The sequence below is a fragment of the Colwellia sp. MB3u-55 genome (assembly GCF_014076785.1).
Classification (GTDB): Bacteria; Pseudomonadota; Gammaproteobacteria; order Enterobacterales; family Alteromonadaceae; genus Colwellia_A.
In genome coordinates this window covers 80,236-103,428 of sequence record NZ_JACGUS010000101.1, presented here as the reverse complement: position 1 = coordinate 103,428, position 23,193 = coordinate 80,236, and the positions used below count along the sequence as shown (strand labels likewise).

20 protein-coding genes are annotated in these 23,193 nt (G+C 37.3%); 10 read left to right on the top strand and 10 right to left on the bottom strand.

Annotation, left to right across the window (positions count from 1 at the left end):
• Window positions 1-606: 606 nt before the first annotated feature.
• Window positions 607-1,701 carry a hypothetical protein gene (locus H4J66_RS05855; RefSeq protein ID WP_182171763.1) on the bottom strand — a complete coding sequence of 365 codons (1,095 nt, stop codon included), beginning with the start codon at window positions 1,699-1,701 and terminating at the stop codon, window positions 607-609.
• 941 nt (window positions 1,702-2,642) lie between these two features.
• Window positions 2,643-3,086, bottom strand: coding sequence for a ferric iron uptake transcriptional regulator (fur, locus tag H4J66_RS05850; protein WP_182171760.1), 444 nt, complete (start codon window positions 3,084-3,086; stop codon window positions 2,643-2,645).
• Between the two features lie 187 nt (window positions 3,087-3,273).
• On the opposite strand from fur, the gene H4J66_RS05845 reads away from it, so the two are divergent.
• Complete coding sequence (locus H4J66_RS05845; protein ID WP_182171757.1) at window positions 3,274-3,741, top strand: DUF4442 domain-containing protein; 468 nt, start codon at window positions 3,274-3,276, stop codon at window positions 3,739-3,741.
• A 69-nt stretch (window positions 3,742-3,810) separates the two neighbouring features.
• Here H4J66_RS05845 and fldA read toward each other — a convergent pair whose 3' ends face one another.
• The 4 genes from fldA to H4J66_RS05825 form a co-directional block, all read right to left on the bottom strand.
• Window positions 3,811-4,338, bottom strand: a complete 528-nt coding sequence (gene fldA, locus H4J66_RS05840; RefSeq protein ID WP_182171754.1) for a flavodoxin FldA — start codon at window positions 4,336-4,338, stop codon at window positions 3,811-3,813.
• 12 nt (window positions 4,339-4,350) lie between these two features.
• Window positions 4,351-4,644 carry a LexA regulated protein gene (ybfE, locus tag H4J66_RS05835; protein WP_070376276.1) on the bottom strand — a complete coding sequence of 98 codons (294 nt, stop codon included), beginning with the start codon at window positions 4,642-4,644 and terminating at the stop codon, window positions 4,351-4,353.
• A gap of 9 nt (window positions 4,645-4,653) precedes the next feature.
• Window positions 4,654-4,875 carry a DUF2788 domain-containing protein gene (locus tag H4J66_RS05830; protein WP_070376277.1) on the bottom strand — a complete coding sequence of 74 codons (222 nt, stop codon included), beginning with the start codon at window positions 4,873-4,875 and terminating at the stop codon, window positions 4,654-4,656.
• Between the two features lie 172 nt (window positions 4,876-5,047).
• Window positions 5,048-5,815, bottom strand: coding sequence for an alpha/beta fold hydrolase (locus tag H4J66_RS05825; protein WP_182171751.1), 768 nt, complete (start codon window positions 5,813-5,815; stop codon window positions 5,048-5,050).
• Between the two features lie 158 nt (window positions 5,816-5,973).
• Between H4J66_RS05825 and seqA the strand changes: the two genes are divergently transcribed.
• From seqA to H4J66_RS05795, 6 genes are all read left to right on the top strand, one after another.
• On the top strand, window positions 5,974-6,561 hold the full coding sequence (gene seqA / locus H4J66_RS05820; protein ID WP_182171748.1) for a replication initiation negative regulator SeqA: 588 nt from the start codon (window positions 5,974-5,976) through the stop codon (window positions 6,559-6,561).
• Between the two features lie 52 nt (window positions 6,562-6,613).
• Window positions 6,614-8,269, top strand: coding sequence for a phosphoglucomutase (alpha-D-glucose-1,6-bisphosphate-dependent) (gene pgm, locus H4J66_RS05815; RefSeq protein ID WP_070376280.1), 1,656 nt, complete (start codon window positions 6,614-6,616; stop codon window positions 8,267-8,269).
• Between the two features lie 237 nt (window positions 8,270-8,506).
• Window positions 8,507-9,610, top strand: coding sequence for a succinylglutamate desuccinylase (gene astE, locus H4J66_RS05810; RefSeq protein WP_182171745.1), 1,104 nt, complete (start codon window positions 8,507-8,509; stop codon window positions 9,608-9,610).
• Between the two features lie 243 nt (window positions 9,611-9,853).
• Window positions 9,854-11,038, top strand: a complete 1,185-nt coding sequence (locus tag H4J66_RS05805; protein ID WP_146798941.1) for a thiamine pyrophosphate-dependent dehydrogenase E1 component subunit alpha — start codon at window positions 9,854-9,856, stop codon at window positions 11,036-11,038.
• A complete protein-coding gene (locus H4J66_RS05800) occupies window positions 11,038-12,015 on the top strand; it encodes an alpha-ketoacid dehydrogenase subunit beta (protein WP_070376283.1) in 978 nt (325 codons plus the stop codon). Before H4J66_RS05805 ends, H4J66_RS05800 begins: the two co-directional genes overlap by 1 nt.
• Before the next feature lie 10 nt (window positions 12,016-12,025).
• Complete coding sequence (locus H4J66_RS05795) at window positions 12,026-13,621, top strand: dihydrolipoyllysine-residue acetyltransferase (RefSeq protein ID WP_182171742.1); 1,596 nt, start codon at window positions 12,026-12,028, stop codon at window positions 13,619-13,621.
• Window positions 13,622-13,710: 89 nt separating this feature from the next.
• On the opposite strand, the gene H4J66_RS05790 is transcribed toward H4J66_RS05795, so the two are convergent.
• A complete protein-coding gene (locus H4J66_RS05790; RefSeq protein WP_182171739.1) occupies window positions 13,711-14,433 on the bottom strand; it encodes a hypothetical protein in 723 nt (240 codons plus the stop codon).
• A gap of 154 nt (window positions 14,434-14,587) precedes the next feature.
• Here H4J66_RS05790 and H4J66_RS05785 point away from each other — a divergent pair, with 154 nt between their 5' ends.
• Window positions 14,588-16,429 carry a protein kinase domain-containing protein gene (locus H4J66_RS05785; protein ID WP_182171736.1) on the top strand — a complete coding sequence of 614 codons (1,842 nt, stop codon included), beginning with the start codon at window positions 14,588-14,590 and terminating at the stop codon, window positions 16,427-16,429.
• A gap of 1 nt (window position 16,430) precedes the next feature.
• Window positions 16,431-16,733, top strand: a complete 303-nt coding sequence (locus H4J66_RS05780) for a VOC family protein (RefSeq protein WP_182171733.1) — start codon at window positions 16,431-16,433, stop codon at window positions 16,731-16,733.
• A 183-nt stretch (window positions 16,734-16,916) separates the two neighbouring features.
• Here the strand turns inward: H4J66_RS05780 and H4J66_RS05775 are convergent, their stop codons facing one another.
• The 3 genes from H4J66_RS05775 to cmoA form a co-directional block, all read right to left on the bottom strand.
• Window positions 16,917-18,257 carry an anti-phage deoxyguanosine triphosphatase gene (locus tag H4J66_RS05775; protein WP_182171730.1) on the bottom strand — a complete coding sequence of 447 codons (1,341 nt, stop codon included), beginning with the start codon at window positions 18,255-18,257 and terminating at the stop codon, window positions 16,917-16,919.
• A gap of 120 nt (window positions 18,258-18,377) precedes the next feature.
• Entirely contained in the window at window positions 18,378-19,340 is a 963-nt protein-coding gene (gene cmoB, locus H4J66_RS05770; RefSeq protein ID WP_070376289.1) for a tRNA 5-methoxyuridine(34)/uridine 5-oxyacetic acid(34) synthase CmoB, read from the bottom strand.
• 8 nt (window positions 19,341-19,348) lie between these two features.
• Window positions 19,349-20,083, bottom strand: coding sequence for a carboxy-S-adenosyl-L-methionine synthase CmoA (gene cmoA, locus H4J66_RS05765; RefSeq protein WP_182171727.1), 735 nt, complete (start codon window positions 20,081-20,083; stop codon window positions 19,349-19,351).
• Window positions 20,084-20,264: 181 nt separating this feature from the next.
• On the opposite strand from cmoA, the gene H4J66_RS05760 reads away from it, so the two are divergent.
• Entirely contained in the window at window positions 20,265-23,111 is a 2,847-nt protein-coding gene (locus H4J66_RS05760; protein ID WP_182171724.1) for a transporter substrate-binding domain-containing protein, read from the top strand.
• Window positions 23,112-23,193: the final 82 nt, after the last annotated feature.

Genomic DNA, 23,193 nt, shown 5'->3' with positions numbered 1-23,193 from the left:
TAAATATTTGTAAGACATATCTTACGTTAATGTAAGATATTGAGTAAGTAGATGTAAAAATAAAGACGTGTTATATGCTTTAGTTGTTGATTATATTGGTTTTTGTTTATCTGTATGCTTGTTACATTTTTATATCGTTAAATATAAAATATTATTATGGGTACGAATAAATCTTAATTAACGTAATATTTACCACATCAGGAAGATGCAGGTCAGGAAGACCGATAGAGTAGGGTACTCTAAAAAGGACGCTTGAAGGAATAGGCCCGATGACAGGAGTCATCGAAGGAATTAAACGGATTTAGGTTAAAGGAATAACGGCTGACGGAACAAGCCAGATGACAGGAGTCATCGAATGAACTAAATGGATTTAGGTTAAAGGAATAACGGCTGACGGAATAAGCCCAAGGATGAAATATCACTATTGATGTGACTTAGGACGAGTTGCAATCACGGAAGATGTATGGAAAGCAAAGGATTATTAGGAAACACTACGGACAGTTCTTTATGGATGAAGCGAGACACATATAATATGCAGGATGCATATAAGCTAGTTCAGGAAATACGGCTCTTAGAGCCGTATTTTTTTGCTTGAAATATAGGGATTTAATTCTTAAGAAATGTTGAATAATATGGGTGCTTACCTAAAATGGCTTGGCTACCGTTTAGAGAAAAGGTATAACCACACAAGGTAAAGCTGCTTCTAATGGCAATATTCTTGATTATCACTTTAGTATCTAGTGGTGAAAACCGCGCTAAATAGTCACCATTATTTTCTTGATTAACGTCCAATGTTCTAATCACTTCACCACTATCATAAGAGATAACCTGACAGCTTTTATCACCTTGTGCAATCATTTGTTGCCATAAAAAACCACTAATAGATTTGTCACCCTGCCATTTTATAGTAATACCATCAAAAGATGATACGAATAAAGAAAAGTTATCAGGTAGTGTAACTTCGTGTCTCAGGGATAATTTTGATTGCTCTATTGCTGTTGTTTCATTAGTGTTTGCTGCTATAACGTCATCATCAACTGAGGTAATACTCGATGGCAGAATTATTGCCGTTATGATGATTAATATCAGTACTGTTAACGCTAATACCTTCTGTTTATTGTTAAGTAGCTTCAGCCTGATCGCTTCACCGATATCATTAGCAGGTGAAATAGGCGAGTCTTTAGCTTTGTTGTCATGTTGAGCCAATCTATCAGGGGTCTCTTGATAGGAGCATGCCAATGAATCTTTTACTTCGTGCTGATTAAATGTCGGTTCTATACGTTTTTGAGGTTGAAAACTTCCTTTTTTTATATAGCCCGTTAAATCGATATGACCAGCGTAACCAAGAATATGATTAATTTTTTGGCTTTTGTAGGTCATTAAGAAGGTAGAAATAGCTAAAGGGAGTAAAAGTAACCAGTAGCTTATGGTGTTATCACTGATGATGATAATTAACCCAGCAAGTAAAAAGCTGGCTGTAGGTGGCAGCAACCAGCTTATCTTGAGGTTGGCATCATTTAGACGACGCTTTGTTGAAAGAGTAAAAATACCTGCAAAAATAGACAAGGCCATAAAAGATAATAAGTTGTTAAAAGAAAAAATGGCGCTAGTAAGGGTAAACAACAAGTAACAACTTATATGAATAGCGATGAATCGACGACGATTATCTGAACCGGTTAAACAAAATAGTGACTTCAACAAAAGCACATAAACTCCTAAAAATATTGTTTGATCTGAAAACTTTGGCAAGAGTAACCAATTTTCTTTTAACTTTCAGTGATATTTTCATATTCCACCACTTACCATCTTGATACCTCCCGACAAAGTCACACCTCTGGTGTAAGCCATTTCGCACAATGACGTCAGTGATCATACAATAATTTGTAAGTGTAAAAAAAAACACTTCGTAACTATATGTTTAATATTAATAAATTTTCATTATTCGTTAAATAGAGAAAGTAACGTTAATTTTATTTCGTTTACCTTGCTAGCGACAAAGCACATGAATGCTAATATTTGTCTTGTCAGGACGACACAAGTTACGGATAACACTACAAATAAGTTTAAGGGATAAATACTATTTGTTGAACACGTAAAGGAAGTACGAAATGGAAAGTGGTATAAGTTAATATTCAGTTGATAAAGGATTTACCCGCAAGGACACTAACATTTCCAACGGAATGGAAGGTAAATGGATTTACATGAATGGATGCAACAACAAGTGCTGAAGTTAACTTAATTTACTACGCTTATAATGAATAAAAATTTATGGATAAAACTAGCTGAGAAGGGATACTTAACACAGAGATAATACCTCTGCTTATACGGAGTCATTTAAACGAATTAAATGAACAGTTAGTACTGAAATGGATGTTAATTAAGGATAGTAATAAAGTTTGAGTAAAGTGATATTACCCAAAAATAATTTCCGTATGATTTAGGAAATTTAAAAATTAGTAAATGGATTTGCAGTATTATATCTAGTAACGAAAAAAAGCGACTTTTATGTCGCTTTTTCTTTGTCTAGAAAAAGATTATTTACACACCCAATTTATCTTGATAATTGTCGAAATTATATTGTTGTTCAGTAAAGAAAAAAACTGCTCAAAGCAGGTTTTATAAAGCGAAATTCATACTACAACTTAGCTATTAGATGTTCGGTATGAATCACAAGCTTCTTCATCTTCACACTCACCATATAAATATAAACTATGGTTTGTTAGCTTTATTTTATGTGATTTAGCAATATCTTCTTGGCGTTGTTCAATGACGTTATCTTCAAACTCAACTACTTTGCCACATTTTAAGCAAACAAGATGGTCGTGATGTTTTTTATGACTTAATTCGAAAACTGATTTACCGCCTTCAAAATGATGACGACTAACAATGCCCGCATCGTCAAATTGATTAAGTACCCGGTAAACGGTAGCCAAGCCAATCTCTTCATTTTGCACTAATAATATTTTGTAAACATCTTCCGCACTAATATGCTGATTATTCGGATTTTGCAAAATAGTGAGAATTTTGATTCGCGGCAGGGTGATTTTTAATCCAGCTCTTTTTAGCTCTTCATTTTGGTCTACCATTAACTTTAATTCTCTAATTCGGTAATTTAAACAAAATTATAGGGGGTTCTTCTGCTTGAGGGAAGCCTTAGTTGAAATGAATAGTAAATTCATTGGCTTTGATTTTCGAAATTTGTATAAACACCAATAGCTTTACTGGTACGATGAGTTGTATTAGCGAGTAATTATAGGATCAAAGGAGATTTAGATGTTAAGAAAAGCGTGGTTATTAAAATTACTGCTAAATATTTGGCCACCATTTTTATTTACGGGTATCAAAGTTACAGAGCTATCTAGTGATTTTAGACAAGCCAAGGTGCGTTTAAAAATGAGAGCATGGAATAAAAATGCTTTAGGCACACATTTTGGAGGCTCACTATTCTCAATGACCGACCCTTTTTATGTGTTAATGATTTTAGCGCGTTTAGATAATCAATATTATGTCTGGGATAAATCAGCTGATATTGATTTTATCAGACCAGGGAAAGGCGAAGTAACAGCTGATTTTTACGTCAGTGATGATTTTATTAATGAGATTATTGAAAAAACCCGTCATGGTGAAAAATATCAACCCACGGTGAATGTTTATGTCAAAAATATTGATGGTGAGCTAGTGGCTAAACTAAATAGGCGTTTATATATACGTCAGAAGAATAAACCTACTTTATTGACCTAATTAGGTAAAAGTAAGACAAAAAAAAGCCTGTCGATACAGGCTTATGATTAGTGAGTTATAAGAAATAAATTAGTCTGCAAGTTCTGCTAAACACATTTCTTCAAATATTTGAGTAACCCACTTGTCAATTCTCGCTTCGGTTAATTCTGGCTGACGGTCTTCATCAATACATAAACCAATAAACGTCTTTTCATCAACTAAGGCTTTTGATGCTTCAAATTCATAACCTTCAGTTGACCAGTTACCAACAATAATTGCGCCTCTTGACTCGGCAATATCTTTTAAAGGTTCCATTGCGTCACAGAAGTATTCAGAATAATCCTCTTGATCACCTAAACCAAAAATAGCGACTAACTTATCGGTAAAGTCGACTTCTTCAAGCTCGGGTAAGAAGTCGTCCCAATCACATTGATTTTCGCCATAATACCAAGTTGGGATACCTAAAATGATTAAATCAAATTCAGCTATTTCTTCTTTTGTACTTTTTGCGATGTCTTTTACTTCAACTAATTTTTTGCTTAACTTTTTTTGAATAGTTTTGCTGACAGCTTCAGTATTGCCTGTATCACTACCGAAAAATAAACCTACAATTGCCATGGTATAAAACCCTTATTTACTAATGTTTAATGCTGGTGCCGTCATTGAATTTTTCAATATCGACTCAATAAGTTCTCCGCGACTAACACCTTTAACTTTAGCTAAGTCGTCGAGTTGCTCAAACAAGTCTTGATGTATTTTAAACTCAACTCGTTTTAAGCCATTGTTTTTATCGCGTTTAACTTGATTGCGCTTGTTTATTTTTACTTGCACGCTACGCGAATGAGGATTTGTTTTTGGGCGCCCGGGACGCTTTTCATCACTAAACAAATCAATAGTGGTTAAATCACTTGCTTCTTTTGCCATTGTTAACTCTTACCCAACCCCTTGGCTTTCCCAAACCAGTTGAATAATGCCTTTGGCAATAAAGCCAGCACAACCTAAAAATAGAACCAAATAAACGACCATACGGCCCATTTTGGGAACATCATTTTTTGTCATTACATCATGGACTGATAAGCCAATGAAAATAAAGATAAAAGCAAAAAATAAATTCAAACCAATAGTTTCAATAAGTTCTAAGTTTTCAGCTAACATAATTCACCCTAAAAATTTCAGGCGCACTATAGCATAATTTAACGCTTAAACACATAATTTTTACCACAAATAACAAGGCAATTTGACGCTATTTTTTCAATCAATCAATTAATTGTAGCAAACCTAAAAAGGTCATTCGATTCATCGGTTTTAAAGCGTTTATAAGTCGATATTAAAGGCTTAAATAGTCATTAACAATTTTGTTAAATACTGTCGTTTTCTCTGCATGTAACCAATGCCCCGTGCCTTGTATTATTTTGGCTCGACTATTTGGATATAATGCATGGATAATATCACGATGCGCTGCGGTTATATAATCAGAGTTACCACCTTTGATAAAAAGGGTTTCACCTTTAAAATCTTGTTTACCTTCATTTGCCGCCATTATTTGTCGATAACATTGCTGAATATTATCTAAATTGCATTTGAAATTGAATTTTCCATCTTTGGCCACTAAATTACGCAATAAAAACTGCCTAACGCCTATGTCATCAACGAATGCAGACAATTGCTTGTCTGCATCTTTTCTATTATTAATGTCTTCAAGCTTAATACTTTGTAAACCTTCAATAATTAGGTTGTGGTGAGGTGGATAGGCAACAGGTGCAATATCAGCAACAATAAGTTTATCCACTTTTTCACTATGGTCTAGAGCAAGCTGCATGGCTATTTTACCGCCCATCGAGTGTCCAAGGATATGGGCACGTTCAATATTAATCATTGCCATTAGATCGACAACGTCTTGGGCTAATTCTTGATAGCTCATTGAATTTTTGTGAAAAGATAAACCGTGATTTCTCACATCGATATTAGTTACTCGGTAATTATCTTTTAAACCTTTTGCCACCATATTGAGATTTTCTAAACTACCGAACAAGCCATGTATTAAAATAATATCGGCGCCGGAGCCTTGTTGTTGATAATGTAAATTTTTAGTCATTGATAGCTCATCGAATGTATATACTTGCTTTAACGTTATTGTCTTAGCTTTTATTGCACCATGCAATTATTTTGAGGCTTTATCGAGATATTGGCGCTGGAAAGTTTTCCTTAAGCTAAGTATAATCCTGCGCGAATAATAAAATTCTAGGGTAATTAATGAAAAACATTGAAATAGATGAAGAACTTTATCAACACATAGTGTCGAATACCCAATTTATTGGCGAAAGTGCTTCGTCAATCTTGCGTCGCTTACTGAGTTTAACGTTAGCTGAAGATGCGCTTGATGATCTTGTCGAAAGTGTTCAAGATGTTGAAGTCACCACTGACAACTTAGTGCCTGGCGTTGAAGAAAATATCGAAATGGAAGCCGTGATAGTTGAAGAAGTAATGGTAGAACCACCTAGTATTGATAATGTACTCAATTATATCAATAAAGAAGAGTTAGCCATGCAACGTGGTGCAGTTGGTCGATTTTTACTTATTCTTGCCGCTTTATATCGCGTGCACAGTGAAAGTTTTGCTGTTGTCTCTGAGATCCGTGGGCGAGACCGTCTATATTTTGCCAAAAGCAAAGATGAGCTTTCCGCCAGTGGTAGCAGTACCAAACCATTGCAAATACCTGATAGTCCATTTTGGGTAATGACAAACTCGAACACTACCCGTAAAAAGATGATGTTAACGAAAGCATCGCTAATGTTAGGTTACACTAACGAAGATGCCGAAAATATTAGAGATCTTTTATAAGCGCTATAAAGTTGTCGACGATAACATTTAAATAAAAAAAAAAGGGAATATCATGACTATTCATGCACACGCAGGAAAACCAGTTAGACCACAAGACCGTATCAATATTGGTAAATTAGTTAGTGATTATTTTTTATTAAGGCCAGACGTTGCTATTACCGCGCAAAGGGTAACTTTTGGTACCTCAGGTCATCGCGGTAATGCCAGTAAAACCAGCTTTAATGAGCAACATATTCTGGCTATTTGCCAAGCAGTTGCCGAACATCGCATTGAACAAGGATTGAAAGGGCCATTGTTTTTAGGTAAAGATACCCATGCCCTTTCAGAGCCCGCTTTTGCGAATGCGCTGTCGGTGTTAATTGCCAATAACATCCCGGTCGTTATTCAAGATGATGATGGTTTTACACCAACCCCAGTTATTTCTAGGCTCATTATTGCTCATAATAAATTATCGATAAATAAAGATAAGCAAGCCGATGGTTTAATTATTACCCCTTCTCACAATCCACCAACAGATGGCGGCATTAAATATAATCCACCTCATGGCGGGCCTGCTGAAGGTGGTGTAACTAAAAAAATTGAACAACGAGCAAATGACTTAATTGCCGAAAAGCTTATTAATGTCAAACAAGTTAGCTACCAGCAAGCTTGTTCGTCCGCTTTATTATCAAAAGAAGACTTTATTACTTTTTATGTTAACGAACTTGAACAAGTGGTTGACATGAAAGCTATTGCGAAAGCCGGTGTTAAAATTGGTGTTGACCCACTTGGTGGTTCAGGGATTCATTATTGGCCCGTTATCGCAAAGAAATATCAGTTAAATCTTGAAGTTGTCAACCCTGTTGTTGATGCCAGTTTTGCTTTTATGCCACTTGATAAAGATGGCAAAATTCGTATGGATTGCTCATCTCCTTATGCTATGGCTGGACTCATTGCTTTAAAAGACAAGTTTGATATTGCTGTTGGCAATGACCCCGATTTTGACCGCCACGGTATCGTCACTCGCACGGGCGGGTTAATGAACCCTAATCATTACTTAGCCGTTGCTATATATTATTTGATGACCCATCGCGATTGGCCTAAAACCAGTAAAATTGGGAAAACGTTAGTGTCTAGTTCACTTATAGACCGTGTTGCTAAGTATATTGACCGTCCTTTATCAGAAGTGCCGGTAGGTTTTAAATGGTTTGTCGATGGCCTCAGTGATGCTTCATATGCGTTTGGTGGTGAAGAGAGTGCGGGTGCTGCTTTTTTATCTCGTGATGGTAGTTGCTGGACAACAGATAAAGACGGTTTTATTATGGCGTTATTAGCAGCAGAAATTCTTGCTGTTACCGGTAAAGACCCCTATCAATTATACCAAGAGCTTGCTGAAAAATTAGGTGAACCTTGTTATGGACGTGTTGAAGCCGTTGCAAGTTTTGAACAAAAACAAGTGCTAACTTCATTAAGCGCCAACGACATTACGACTAAGATGCTCGCCGGTGAAAAAATTAACCAAGTTTTATCACACGCGCCTGGTAATAATGCCGCTATTGGTGGTGTGAAAGTTACGACTGACAATGGTTGGTTTGCTGCGCGTCCCTCAGGGACCGAAGACATTTATAAAATTTATGCCGAGAGTTTTATCGATCAAAAACACTTAGCCCTTATTATAACCGAAGCCCAAGTACTGGTAAGTGCTGCTTTTACTAAAGCCGGTTTATAGGTTGATAGTTAAGATGAAAGTATCATAATTTTTACCCTGCTATAAATTGAAATAACATAATAATATGGGTTAGTACCTAGATAATTAATCCATACTATATGCTCGCACTGCTAAACGTCGCTGACTTATCGTCACTCTTCATTATCGTCACTTTAACTTTTATTCTGATCAAACCAAGCAATAACCTCCATTTCTTTGTACAATATAAGCAATTTTTATTGCCTTAGTGAATGTGGTTTGAATAAATTACAAGTAGTCTTACAAGAACAACAGCAAGCGTTACAATCTACGGGTGACTTTCTCGCCTTAACTCGTGAGAATGAGTGGTCATTAGCAGGACGTTTTTCCTTTCAAGTTAAACATCAAGCAAGTAACAGCCAAACAAACGTCACCGTACTTGATACCGGTCTTATTACTTTTGAACCCGTTGAACTACAAACATCTACTAAAGACATTGTGCTCTCTAGTGCCGTGCACGGTAATGAAACCGCGCCAATTGAAATTTGTGCTGAGCTCATTAAAAAGCTTATTTTAGGAAAGCTTGCCTGTACTGAGCGTGTACTGTTTATTTTTGGCAACCCGGCTTCTATTAATATTTCTGAACGTTTTATTGAAGAAAATATGAATCGTTTATTCTCTGGTGGCCATTCTGCTGATCAGGGACAGGGGGCGGGTTTAATTAATAAAGAACGCCATCGTGCCTTATTACTTGAAAATACCGTGCGAGATTTTTTTCAGCAAGGTCAAAGCTTATCCAGTAATAAAGAGAGAGAGCGTTGTCATTACGATTTACATACTGCCATTAGAGGCTCAAAAAACGATAAATTTGCGGTTTATCCTTTTCGACATGGTAAAGCTTGGAAAAAATCTCAACTACAATTTATGCATGCGTGTGGGGTAAGTACTATTTTACTTTCGCATTCACCCACCACGACCTTTAGTTACTTTTCATCAAATGAATTTAATGCTGACGCTTTTACTGTGGAATTAGGCAAAGTGATGCCCTTTGGCGAAAATGACATGGCTAAATTCGTTAAAGTTAAAGAAACACTGACGCGTTTGATTTCAGGACAAGACTTGTTGCTAAAAGACTATGATGAAAATGACTTTAGTATTTATGAGATCTACCAAACCATTAATCGCCAAGGTGAAAACTTTGCTTTAAATTTTTCTGATAACGTTGAAAACTTTACTGACTTTCCAAAAGGTACCGTACTCGCAATAGATGATGGTAACGAGATCAAAACAGATAAAGTCGGTGAAGCAATTATCTTCCCTAATGCTAATGTTGCTATTGGGCAACGAGCATTATTAACCGTTATTCCTACATCTATCGAATAATGGTCATGCTTATGTAAACTTTTATGGGCATATTGATGATATTGTCGTATGCCCAAAACTTTACTTAGCTCACACAACTTGTGTTTCAGTTTACGTAAAGGTAAAGTACGTTCGATTATTTACAACAGCTCATTGCGCAAAACCCAAAAAGTACTAAAACTAAGTACACTTACATCAAGAATAATAGGTATAGCAAACCCTGCAATGAACATATTCCATAAGACAAGAAGAGAAGAGAAGGCTATGAACACTGACGTATATAAAGAAAGTCCGGTGGTACATCAACCCGCTTTTATTGATGGTCATTCAGTTGAAATTCCCATCCTCAAAGTATTACAACAAGACGGCACCGTATATGAAGGTGCTGAGCTTCCTGAAATTGATCAAGAATCAGCAACAAAAATTTATAAAACGTTAGCGTTTCACCGTGTACTCGATGAGAGAATGGTCGCATCGCAACGTCAAGGTCGTTTAAGCTTTTACATGACGGCACTGGGCGAAGAAGCGGCAAGTGTCGGTGGTGCTGCCGGTTTAAAACCTCAAGATATGATCATGGCGCAATACCGAGAGCAAGGTGCATTAATGTATCGTGGTTTCTCACTTGAAAACTTCATGAATCAAATGTTCAGTAATGAAAAGGATTTAGGCAAAGGTCGTCAAATGCCCATTCATTACGGCAGCCGTGAATTAAACTACATGACGATTTCATCGCCACTGGCTACTCAAATACCACAAGCGACCGGTTATGCATATGGCCAGAAGTTACAAGGGCTTGACGCGGTAACTATTTGTTATTTTGGTGAAGGCGCTGCGTCAGAAGGCGACTTCCATGCGGGATTAAATATGGCAGCAGTACATCGTGCTCCTGTTATCTTTTTCTGTCGTAATAACGGCTACGCAATTTCAACACCCGCAGATGAGCAGTATGCAGGTAATGGTATTGCTTCTCGTGGTGTGGGTTACGGAATTAAAACGATTCGAATCGACGGCAACGATATACTTGCGGTTTTAAAAGCGACACAAGATGCTCGTACTTATGCTTTAGCAGAAAACAAGCCAGTACTTATTGAAGCCATGTCTTATCGTTTAGGTGCACATTCTACCTCAGATGATCCTTCTGGATATCGTACGCGTGAAGAAGAAGCTAAATGGCAAGCACATGATCCTATTCTTCGTATGAAAAATTGGATGTTAGCGAATAAGTGGTGGGATGAAGCACAAGAAACAACCTTGTTTGATAAATTACGTGAAGAAGTCTTAGCGGCAGTAAAAGTTGCTGAAAAAATTGATAAGCCACCCGTTGAAGATTTAATCACTGATGTTTATGATGAACCACCAACGCTATTAAAAGCACAACTTGCCGAGCTGAAAGTACATATTAAAAAGTATCCAGAAGCCTACCCATTCACCGCGGGGAGAATTAAATAATGGCACAAATGAATTTATTACATGCAATTAATAACGCACTTGAAATTGCAATGACAGAAAATGAACGCGCCGTGTGTTTTGGTGAAGATGTTGGTCATTTTGGTGGTGTTTTTCGCGCAACCAGTGGTTTACAAGAAAAATTTGGTAAATTACGTTGTTTTAACACACCTTTAGTTGAACAAGGTGTTATTGGTTTTGCTAATGGTCTAGCAGCTCAAGGCAGTGTGCCTATCGCTGAAATTCAATTTGCTGATTATATTTTCCCTGCTTTCGATCAAATTGTTAATGAATCAGCAAAGTTTCGCTACCGCAGTGGTAATGAATTTGATGTGGGTAATTTAACGATACGTACACCATACGGTGGCGGTATCGCGGGAGGCTTATATCATAGCCAATCACCAGAAGCTTATTTTGCTCATACGCCGGGCTTAAAAGTTGTTGTACCTCGTAACCCATACCAAGCAAAAGGTTTATTGTTAGCGTCTATTCGTGATAAAAACCCGGTTATCTTTTTTGAACCTAAGCGTTTGTATCGTGCCTCTGTGGGCGAAGTGCCTTTAGAAGACTATCAATTACCCCTGGGCAAAGCTGAAATAGTTACGCCAGGTAGTGACATCACGTTATTAGCGTGGGGCGCACAAATGGAAATAATAGAGAAGGCGGCTGAAATGGCTGCAGCTGATGGTATTTCATGTGAAATCATAGATTTACGTACTATTTTACCATGGGATATTGAAACTGTTGTTAATTCTGTTACCAAAACAGGACGCTTAGTTGTTAGCCAAGAAGCGCCATTAACGGCGGGTTTTGCTAGTGAAATTGCAGCAACGATTCAAAAAGAGTGTTTCTTACACCTTGAATCACCGATTGCACGCATCTGTGGTATGGATACACCTTACCCATTATCACTAGAAAAAGAATATGTTGCCGACCACTTAAAAGTGTATGAAGCCATTAAACACAGCATAAATTACTAAGGTTTTTGTCATGAGTATTGATTTTATTCTACCCGATATTGGTGAAGGTATCGTTGAATGTGAGCTAGTTGAATGGCTAGTTAAAGAAGGCGACGTTATTGTTGAAGATCAGCCCATTGCTGATGTGATGACAGATAAAGCGCTGGTACAAATTCCGGCGATGCATAATGGTACTGTTACTAAGCTTTATTACGCTCAGGGCGATATTGCCAAAGTACATCAGCCACTTTTTTCAATGACAACCGATCAAGAGCAGGCACCTTCGCCTGTGCAAGCAAGCCCAGTGGTTGCTGTGCCTAGTTCGCCAGTTGCTGAGCATTCAGTTGCGGCTTCGACTCATGGTGAGCCAAAACTTGAACGTGAAGACTTTATCTTACCTGATATTGGTGAAGGTATTGTTGAGTGTGAACTCGTTGAATGGTTAGTTAAAGAAGGTGATGTGATTGTTGAAGATCAACCCATTGCTGATGTAATGACAGACAAAGCGCTAGTACAAATTCCAGCGATGCATAACGGTACTGTGACTAAGCTTTATTATGCTAAAGGTGAAATTGCGAAAGTACATGCGCCTTTATTTGAAATAGAAAAACTGGTGGCTAATGGTAATCAGACTTCAGTTGTCGCTGCAAAAACTGTTGAAACACCAACGGTTTCTGCCGTTGAAAAAGTGGCTTTAACAACAACTACTGCAGCAGCTGTTGAGAAAAAGATTATTAACAGTAAAGCTGTTGCTAGCCCTGCGGTACGCCGTGTAGCTCGCGAATTAAATGTTAATATTCATGAAATACCAGGCAGTGGCAAGAAAGGGCGTGTTTATAAAGAAGACGTCGTTTCTTTCACTAAAGCGCCAGTTATAAGCACTGAAAATATAGCGCAAGTTGTTGCTGTTGCACAAAGTGGCGGTAAACGTATTGAGCCTATTCGCGGTATTAAAGCGGCGATGGCAAAGGCTATGGTACGTTCAGTGTCAACGATTCCTCACTTTACTTATTGTGAAGAAATTGACATGACGAATCTAATGGCGTTACGCAGCGGCATGAAAGACGCTTATGCGAAACAAGATATTAAATTAACTATGATGCCGTTTTTCATGAAATCGATTTCTTTAGCATTAAAAGAATTCCCGATTGTAAATACGCAAGTTAATGATGATTGTACTGAAATTACTTATTTTGACGATCATAATATTGGTATGGCAGTTGACTCTAAAGTCGGCTTACTCGTCCCTAATGTTAAGCAAGTACAAAACAAATCTATTGTTGACGTTGCTAAAGATATCATGCGTTTAACTGACTCTGCCCGTGCAGGTCGTGTTGGGGCAGAAGATTTGAAGGGTGGAACTATTACCATTTCAAACATTGGCGCGATTGGCGGCACGGTTGCTACACCGATAATCAATAAACCTGAATCAGCAATTGTTGCGTTAGGTAAATTACAAAAATTACCACGTTTTAATGATAAAGGTGAAGTTGAAGCACGTTACATTATGCAAGTAAGTTGGTCTGGTGATCATCGTGTTATAGATGGCGGTTCAATTGCCCGTTTTTGTAACTTGTGGAAATCATTCTTAGAAGAGCCAAGCAATATGTTGATGCATATGTCTTAGTTTGACGCTTTTGACTATTAAAAAACCTGCTAATGCAGGTTTTTTTTATTTATCAGTACCAATAAAGAAATTCGTTTATCAAGAGTATCTTATAGGGTTAGGAACATATATATAGAAACATTATTCGATGAGGAGTTCATTGATGAAAACTTCCACCAGGGCTGCCCTGACAAACCTTTAACAATATTATTCCAAGCATCTTCTTGTTTTTCAGTCACTAGAATTTCGCAATAAGGCTGTTTACAAATAACTGATATTAAATCTAGGTTCATGCCATCATAGTGGGTTAGTACAAAGTCTGAAATATTGTTTTGCATATTATAACCCCAATCTAAATCGTCTTCTTTTTGATGAAAATCATAGATGTTATTTCTCGTTTTACCTCTAAAGGCACTCAGGAACAAATTGAACGGTTCAGGAGCGAGTTTTTCCATTTCTTCGTCGGTTGCTTCACTGCCATCAAATTCACTTAATTGATATTTTAATGATGACACTTTACGTTTAGATTTTTTATAGTTCTCTTTTAATTGTTGATGCTCAGTTTTTAAGTCAAGGTATTGCTGAGTCAACACTTCATCATTGTCAGTAATAGCAAGGGTTGTTGGCTTCTGATGGATAACTTGTGGTTGAGTTTGTACAAGGGGTGTCGCTTGCTCTTCAAGGTCTACTGTCTTTTTTAAGGTTGATGGTGTTTCAACCGCTATTACCGCCGGCAAAGTCGAATTATCTTGATGACTTCTTGTGGTCGACGAAATGCCATAACCGAGTGCTGCACCGATGACCAAAAGTATCAGTGCTTTTAGTAAATTCATATAAATCCTTTTATCTATGTTTTATTATTTTTTAAAGATATTACCTCAATAGAATTATCTTTCAAGCGCTTAAATTTAAGCGGGAGCTTTGAGTTAACATCAAGTGACTTTAAAGATATACTTTTTAGCAGAGCAAGCATTGTTAGGAAATCACGTGCACGAAAATAAACTGCAACATTTTTATATTGCCGAAGAGCAATCGGTTTACTTATTAAACACTAAAGACGCTACTAAATTAAAAGTTTGGGTTGAATTATGTCAGCAACAGTTAAGTTTACTGGGCTATAAAAATATCGCCTTATTGGGAAAGGGCGCCTATGGGTTTGTGTTTAATGGTGATGATGACTTAGGAAATGCCTTCGTTTTCAAATTTTCACGAATGAATTTACCGCAACACGTACAAGACAGACTAGCAGAAGAAGCTGAAATTCAAGGTGAGTTATCGCATCGCCGCATCCCAAAAGTTATTAAATATTACAAAATTAAGCGCCAATCTATCGTGCATATGGAACGAGCGCCGGGCATTGATTTAGAAAAGTATTCTCAACAGCATGGGCCGTTAGCACCTGAGCTTGTCGTTAATATCGCGATTCAACTCGCTGAAATTTTGCTTTATTTACGCAACCCTAAAAAACACGGCAAAGGGAAACCCTATGTTCATGGGGATATTAAACCCTCGAATGTTGTTTTTAATGAACAAACGGGCAAGGTTTACTTAGTCGACTGGGGTTCTGCTGTTGTTGCGCAGCTAGATGCTACTGGGCAAAATACCGCGAATAGTGTCATGGACTTAATGAGTAGTGATTTGCAAAATACTAATGCGCGTTTAGGTGATGTTTACTTTATTGGTCAAGACCAAATAAGTGGCGCAATGTCCTCGCCCCGCTTCGATGAGCAGGGGTTAGCGGCAACTATTTATGCGATTGCGTCAGGTCAATCGTGTCGATATGGTCATCAGGTTATTTCTCCGCTTTCATTAGGTTTACCAAAGTTACTGGCGAAAATTATTGATGCTATGCTTAGCGACGATCTAAAAATACGGAATAGCGCCGGTGATTACTTTTTTAAACAGTTACCTTATTTAAAACGCATGGTCATGGCAAAAAAGCATACGGCTTTCGATGCTAAATTACTTATTCCTGTTTGGTTAAAACCTAAAACAGACAAAATTTTTGATACTGTGGTTTATGGTTCAAGAAAGTCTTTTTTAAGAGAGTCTACCGAGAGTGATGAGTTAAACGAGATTGATGATGCGCAACTAGAAAAATATTATAAAAACTTTTTGATGGGCATGGGCGATACCGAAAAAGCATTTATTGCCGCAGTTGGTCGACTAGGTAATTTTCCTGTAGTGGGTGGTTTAGCGATACGTTGGCAGACCGATGGTGTTTATATTGATTCTAATTTAACCTTGTTTGACCCTAACCTTAATGCTTCTTTTCAAAGTGCGGTTAATAATATGGTGCATCTCGCTCAAGGTATTCACCGCGTTGGTATGTTTAAGAGTTGTTTATTTAATGCTAGAAATACTTTGCATGTCGAACGACAAAGTAGTGAGCACGACTTTATTGCTGAGTTGGGACAGGAGTTTTCATTTGAGATCAGTGATGTTGCTGAGGTTGATGATATTACACGTTTGCATTCATACTTTGAAGACGGTAAAGACCCCGATGAATACCTATACCTACCCGATGAAATAATGGCTGTATTAGGACGTTTAAATCTAATTCATCATACCGGATGCATTATTTTTGAAGTTTTGCCCACTCACTTAAAAATTCATAGCTATTTAATGTTACTTAACCATGAAAAAAAGCAAGAATTTGCCGAGTGTTTAGCTGAAATTATTACGCTATTACCAACAATTCAAGGTCAGGGGATTTCAGGCTTTATGAAGTTACCCTATAAAGATACCCGATATTTTGAACATATCAGTACCTTGCCTGAAAAGTATTATCCAAGAAACCCAAAAATAACTGAATCAGTGGAGAAATAAGATGAGTGACAAAATAGGTGAAATGGCTTGGTTAGATTTAACGGTAGACAATGCCACTGAGGTGAAAAACTTTTACCAGCGCGTTATTGGTTGGCAAGTTGAAAACGTGGCGATGGGCGATTATAACGATTATGTCATGAAGAGTCCTGATAGCGGAGAAGCGGTCAGTGGTATTTGTCATGCTAAAGGTGTGAATGCTAGTATGCCTGCGACATGGTTACCTTATTTTTTAGTTAAAGATATTAACGATGCCGTTGCAAATGTTATCGAGCTTGGCGGCGAATTGCTCACTGAAATAAAGTAGGTAGGTAAATATAAGCATGTGGTGATTAAAGATCCCACAGTTGCTGCTTGTTCACTCTATCAGCAAGGTTGAATTAAGCTTTATCTATTACGTTAATTTTTATCAGTATCTACCGTTTTATTTTTAGCGCACACAGTAAACAATAAAGCCGAGTCAATATCTAGCTTCATTTTTTGCTTAGAGTTAGCGCTCACTTAGTGGAAATGAACTACTGGGCAGGAACAGTCGCTGATAAAGATGAGTAGCATAGTCATCCGTCATCCCTGAGACATAATCAGCAATTACTCGATGTTCGTTCAAGTTATGCGTTTTTGCATAAAGCCAACGCTGCTTAGTATGTTTAGGCAATAACCGAGCGGGATCATTAGCCAGTGCTTCAAATAACTCCATCACTATTTGTTGCCCACGATATTCGAGTTGTTGAATACTTGTTTGTTTAATAACAAATGAGAAGACAAAGTCTTTGAATATCTGTAGTGCTTTCGCGGCATTAATTGGTAGCTTAGCGTTGTAGCGTAATAAGGGCTCAGCAAAGCTTATTGTCGAGTTTTCATTTAAATCAGCTAAATATATTTCGGTAATTAAATAGTTGACTAAGCCGCCAATCGCTTCTTTTTGAATGTAGTGTTGTTCATTAAAAAGCTTTGCCGTTAACCGTTGACAATAATCCTGCAACCAAGGTTCATCGATTGCTTTAAGTTTAGTGATAACTTCTTGTTCAAAATCCTGCTGGCTAACTACACCTGTAACTATTGCGTCTTCTAGGTCATGAATACCATAAGCTATGTCGTCAGCTAGCTCCATAATTGAGCAATCGAGTGATTTAAATATTGTTTTATTATGTTTGTTTTTGGTGTTTTTTATTGATTGAAAAAGAGCGCGATCATCAGCAGATAATGGCGATAAAACCCAGTCAAACATTTCAGCGTCATCACTATATAAGCCTTTGGCAGGATGCCAGTCAGCCGCTTTTAATTGTCTAAAGCTGTGCGGAGCAACAGGTAAAGGTAATTGTGTTAACTCGGTTAATAGTTGCGGATATTTTATTAAGCCTAATAATGTTCGGCGAGATAAATTCATCCCATAAAATTCACTAAAGGGCTCTAAGTGTGAAACAATGCGAAAAGTTTGCCCGTTGCCTTCAAAGCCTCCATGGTTACGCATCATATAATTAAGAGCAACCTCACCACCGTGCCCAAATGGAGGGTGACCAATGTCGTGGGCTAAACAAATAGATTCAATTAAATTCTCATCATCAGGAAAAAGCTCAGCCGATAATTGTGCATGCTTGTTTCTTAATTGGGCACTAATTCCTGAGCCAATTTGCGCTGCCTCTAATGAATGCGTAAGACGTGTTCGATAGAAATCACTTTGTCCACTGCCCATCACTTGGGTTTTAGACTGTAAACGACGAAAAGCAGCAGAATGTAAAATGCGCGCACGATCACGCTGAAAAGGGCTACGGTGATCATTTAGACGTTTTGCAACACTAGCTAGTTTTCGCTGCGACCAAAGTTCGTTCATAGACACCCTTTTATCTTAATTGTGTTAATTTTTTACCTATCACAATCATATACTTAAATAATAACAGTCACTACCTAAATATACTCTATAGATAATTAACAGACTACTTATCTCGACAACTTAAGTATTAGCAATAAAAATAGCGCGTTTTGGCGCGGGGTAACCTTCTATTGTTTTGCTGTTATCGTCAGGGTCAAGGAAATCAGCCAGTGACTCAGTATCTATCCAGTCAGTTTTTCGCTGTTCATCAAGGGCGGTAATATCAGTATTAACCACCCGGATATTTTTAAATCCACATCGCGAAAGCCATGCACACATCGCATCACAACTAGGTAAAAACCAGACATTACGCATTTTAGCATAACGTTCGCCAGGCACTAAAACGGTATGTTCATCACCATCAACCACTAAGGTTTCTAGCACTAACTCGCCCCCCTTAACTAACTGTGCTTTTAATTGGTAAAGAAAATCAATGGGAGAACGCCGATGGTATAAAACACCCATGGCAAATACGGTATCAAATGCATTGAGCTCAGGTAATTGTTCTACGCCTAGCGGCAATAAGTTAACTTTAGGGTCATTAACAAAGTGCTGAATAGCATTAAATTGTGTAAAAAATAATTGTGTTGGGTCTATGCCAACAACAAATTTAGCTCCATCACCGCGCATACGCCATAAATGATAACCACTGCCACAACCAATATCTAACACGTATTTATTGTTAAGTGGGCTAATATGCTCTTTTAAACGATCCCATTTAAAATCAGAGCGCCATTCAGTGTCTATATGCAAACCATGGATATGGTAGGGGCCTTTACGCCAGGGTTTAAATTTTTTCAGTAAATTTTCTAAACGCTTATATTCACCTTCAGTAATATCTTCTTTTTTACCGACTGTAACACCGTCACTGATATTAACGACTGATGGTGTCGTCTTTGGTAAAGCGGTTAAGGTTTTTTGCCATTGGGCAAACTCGCCATGCAATTGTTCTTTTTTCCATTGGCTAAGTTGCGCAGGAAGAGTGTTTAACCAATGGCTAAGGCGGTTTTGAGCTATTTCTTGATAAAATTTATTGAATGACATGAATAAAGTTACTTAATGGCGATGAGTGAAAAAAAGTTAAAACATTGGAACCAAGGCGTTTGATGGTTGAAACCAGCATTTTCTAAGCGTGCAATATGTTCGGGTAAGCTATCAATGCGCATAACTTTTTCAATAGCGGTACGTTTTTGGGCTATTTCTAGTTCGCTATAACCGTTGGCGCGTTTAAAGTCGAGATGCAAATCGACAAGTAGTTCATTACAGATCTTATCATCAGCTGATATTTTTTCTGATAATAACAATAAGCCACCAGGCTTTAAGCCCTTGGCTATTTTATCTATTAATGTCGAGCGTATTTCTGGCTCAATAAACTGTAAGGTGAAATTAAGTACTACCATTGAAGCGTTTTCAATCTCAATATCTAAAATATTCCCTTCAATAATTTCTACCGGTGTAGCACCTTTGAATGCACTAACATGCATTTTACAGCGCTCAACCATGGCAGAAGAATTATCAACACCTATAATTTTACAGTTTTTTGCGGTGATCGCTTTACGCATGGCTATCGTTGCGGCGCCGAGTGAGCATCCTAGGTCATACACATGACTATTGTCAGTGACAAAACGCTGACTTAAGCGGCCAATGGTATCAATAATGGTATTATAACCAGGTACAGAGCGGGAAATCATATCAGGAAAAACTTCGACAACATGTGCGTCAAAAGTAAAATCTTTAATTTGGCTTTGTTTTTTTGAAAAAATTAAATCGGGTTCTGATGGTTTCATTAGGCTGAACTTGTCTTGGTATTTAAATATCAATTTTGCGTTATTTTAACCCAAATTTATTGTCATAGGGTAGTATTGCGTACTTTTTAGTAGTTAAAGCTAAAATTTACCCTGCAACTTATGACGAATAAGGTCTATAATCGTTGTTATTTCATCCACTTTAACCATTAAGGAATTGCTGTTGCAACTCAATTATTTTGTTCGTTGTCTAATCTTACTGGTGATGTGTTTTGCTGTAATAGTGCAAGCAAACAACGAACGTTTTGAAATCTCAGCAAAGCCACTCACAATAGCGATAAACAAAACCAGCTATCCTTATATGTTCCTCAATGACAAAGGACAGGCGGATGGATTAATGCCCGATCTTTGGAAGCTATGGGCAGAGCGACAAGGTGTTGAAATTGAATTTATTACCACGGACTGGTTATCAACATTATCACAGGTTCAATCAGGAGAAGTTGACATTCATGGCGGAATGACTAAAACAGTAAAGCGCAGTAAGGAATTCTCGCTTACACCGTCATTTTTCTATCACGATTTCTATTTTTATACCCATAGAGACTTCACCAATTTAACTGAAATTAGCCAATTGTCACCTTACATTATTGGTTTGGTTCGCGGGTCAAGTCATGCCGCAATCATTTTAGAAAAATATCCACACCTTAAATTACGTTTATACGAAAATCGCCATGTCTTATATCAAGCGGCATTAGCTAACGAAATAATGGTTTATACGGACGTTGAAAAACCTTCTAAACTTTTTAGTGAGTATTTTGAATTAAATAAACAATACCCACCTTACAAAAGAATTAGTTTTTATCAAGGTGAATATGTAGCCGCCACATCAATAGAAAATACGTTGTTAAAAGACTTTATTGTTGAAGGTTTTGATAAAATTACGCTTGCCGAAAAATCGCTAATAGAAAAAAAATGGTTAGGACGAGAGAAAAGTAGCAAAACATTGTTATTAAGCTTCCTAACACAAGCACCACCTTATATGGGGGTATCTCCTACGGGGCAACCGCAAGGTTTATTTATTGATTTATGGCGTTTATGGGCGAAAGAAAGTGGCATTGAAATTGAATTTATTGCTCAATCTCCATCACAAGAATTAGCGATGTTACAAGGCGGTGATGTCGATATACATATTGGGTATTCAGCCGAAAATTTTAATAATAAATTACAGATCGCTTCGCAAATTTATGGTGTTGATGCTGGCGTGTTTGTTTCTACCCGAATTGATAATGTTTATTCATTGAAAGACTTACAAGGTAAAAGAATAGGTATTTTAGCGGGGACTACTTATGAAAATACCTTAACTAAGAGGTACCCTAATCTAAAAGTTCAGGTTTACCAGACAGCTAATGAACTACTTCATCAGGCTGAATTAGGCAATGTTGATGCTATGGTCAGTGCTCAAGAATACCTAAATGCCCGTTTAATAGAAAGCAATTTACAATCTTCATTCTACCAATTAAAAAATGTTACTTTCCCAACACCGGTTTACTCCTTAGTAAAAAAGGGTAATGATAAATTGGTTGAATTGATTAACGAAGGCTTTAACAATATCCCTATTGAGCAACTTATTAGACTTGAGAGAAATTGGCTTATCGACAAAAATAACGGTTATTTTGTTCGCTCTGCTGAAAAAGTGAGTTTGTCTCAATCTGAACAATTATGGCTAGAAAAAAATCAAAAAGTAAATGTTGGACTGGTTAATAACTTGATGCCAATGGAATTTGTTAATGCAAAAGGCCAAGTAACAGGCATCAACCCCGATGTACTTAAGTTGATATCTGATCGCTCTGGTTTAGCGTTTGAATTTACATTTTTTGATAGCTGGAGTGACTTATATCAAGGATTAGTCGAGCAAGAAATTGATATGCTTGCCAGTGTTTCTGTGACACAAGAGCGTAAGAAACAAGTACTATTTACCCAGCCTTATTGGAGTATGGCTTGGGTTATTTTACACCAACGTCAATTGGGCTCTCAACTGACACTTAACAGTTTTCATGGTAAAAGATTAGCCATAATTAAAGGCTACTATTTATCGTATGCTATTAGAAAAGAACACCCATTAATATCGTTAAAACTTGTTGATACTCACAATGCGGGCCTACTTGCCGTTCAGCAAGGTAAAGTTGACGGTTTTATTTCTAATATAGCGTCGGCTTCTGAATTAATGAAACGAGAAAGTCTCAGCGTTTTAGATATGTCAGTGTTGGAAGAATTGCAAAGGGACATTAGTCACTTTGCCATTAGACCCGATTGGCTTGAATTACAACAAATCATAAACAAAACCTTATTGACTATTTCTGAGAATGAAAAACAGAAGATTTATGACCGCTGGTTTGGAGTAAATATAGAAACAGGGTTTAATAAAGACGTTGTTATGCGAGTATCTGCACAAATTGGCGTACTTATTCTCATTATTATTATTGCGATAATAATGTGGAATAGGCGCTTATATGGTGAAATAAAAACGCGTAAATTGCTTGAAGAAAAAATGAAACATATGGCGACCCATGATGAATTAACTGGATTAGCCAACCGAGTATTGCTAAAAGACCGGATCAATACAGCTATTAGCTTTCATCAACGCCAACAATTGCAAATGGCCGTTTTATTTCTCGATCTTGATGGCTTTAAAACTATAAATGACACCCATGGACATGATGTTGGCGATGAACTGTTAGTCAAAGTGGCTAATAAACTTAAAAGTTGTGTTCGACAGTCAGATACGGTTGTTCGTTTTGGTGGTGATGAATTTGTTCTACTGCTAACAGGTTTGCATAAAAAAAGTGAAGCGGCTTATATTGCTGATAAAGTATTAAAGCTGATGCAGCAGCCTTTTGAATTGTCGGTGGAACAGGTTAATATTGGTTGTAGTATTGGTATTGCTATGTATCCCGATGATGGCGTGACAGATAATGACCTGCTAAAAATTGCTGATACGTTAATGTATAGGGTTAAGGCAAATGGAAAAAATCATTATGTCTTTAACTCAGATACATACGCAGCTAAATAAATAAAACCCAACTAATTTATCATCCGTAAAATATTTTTTAATCATTTTACGGTCACTATTCCCCTTAATGCTTTTTTTGTCG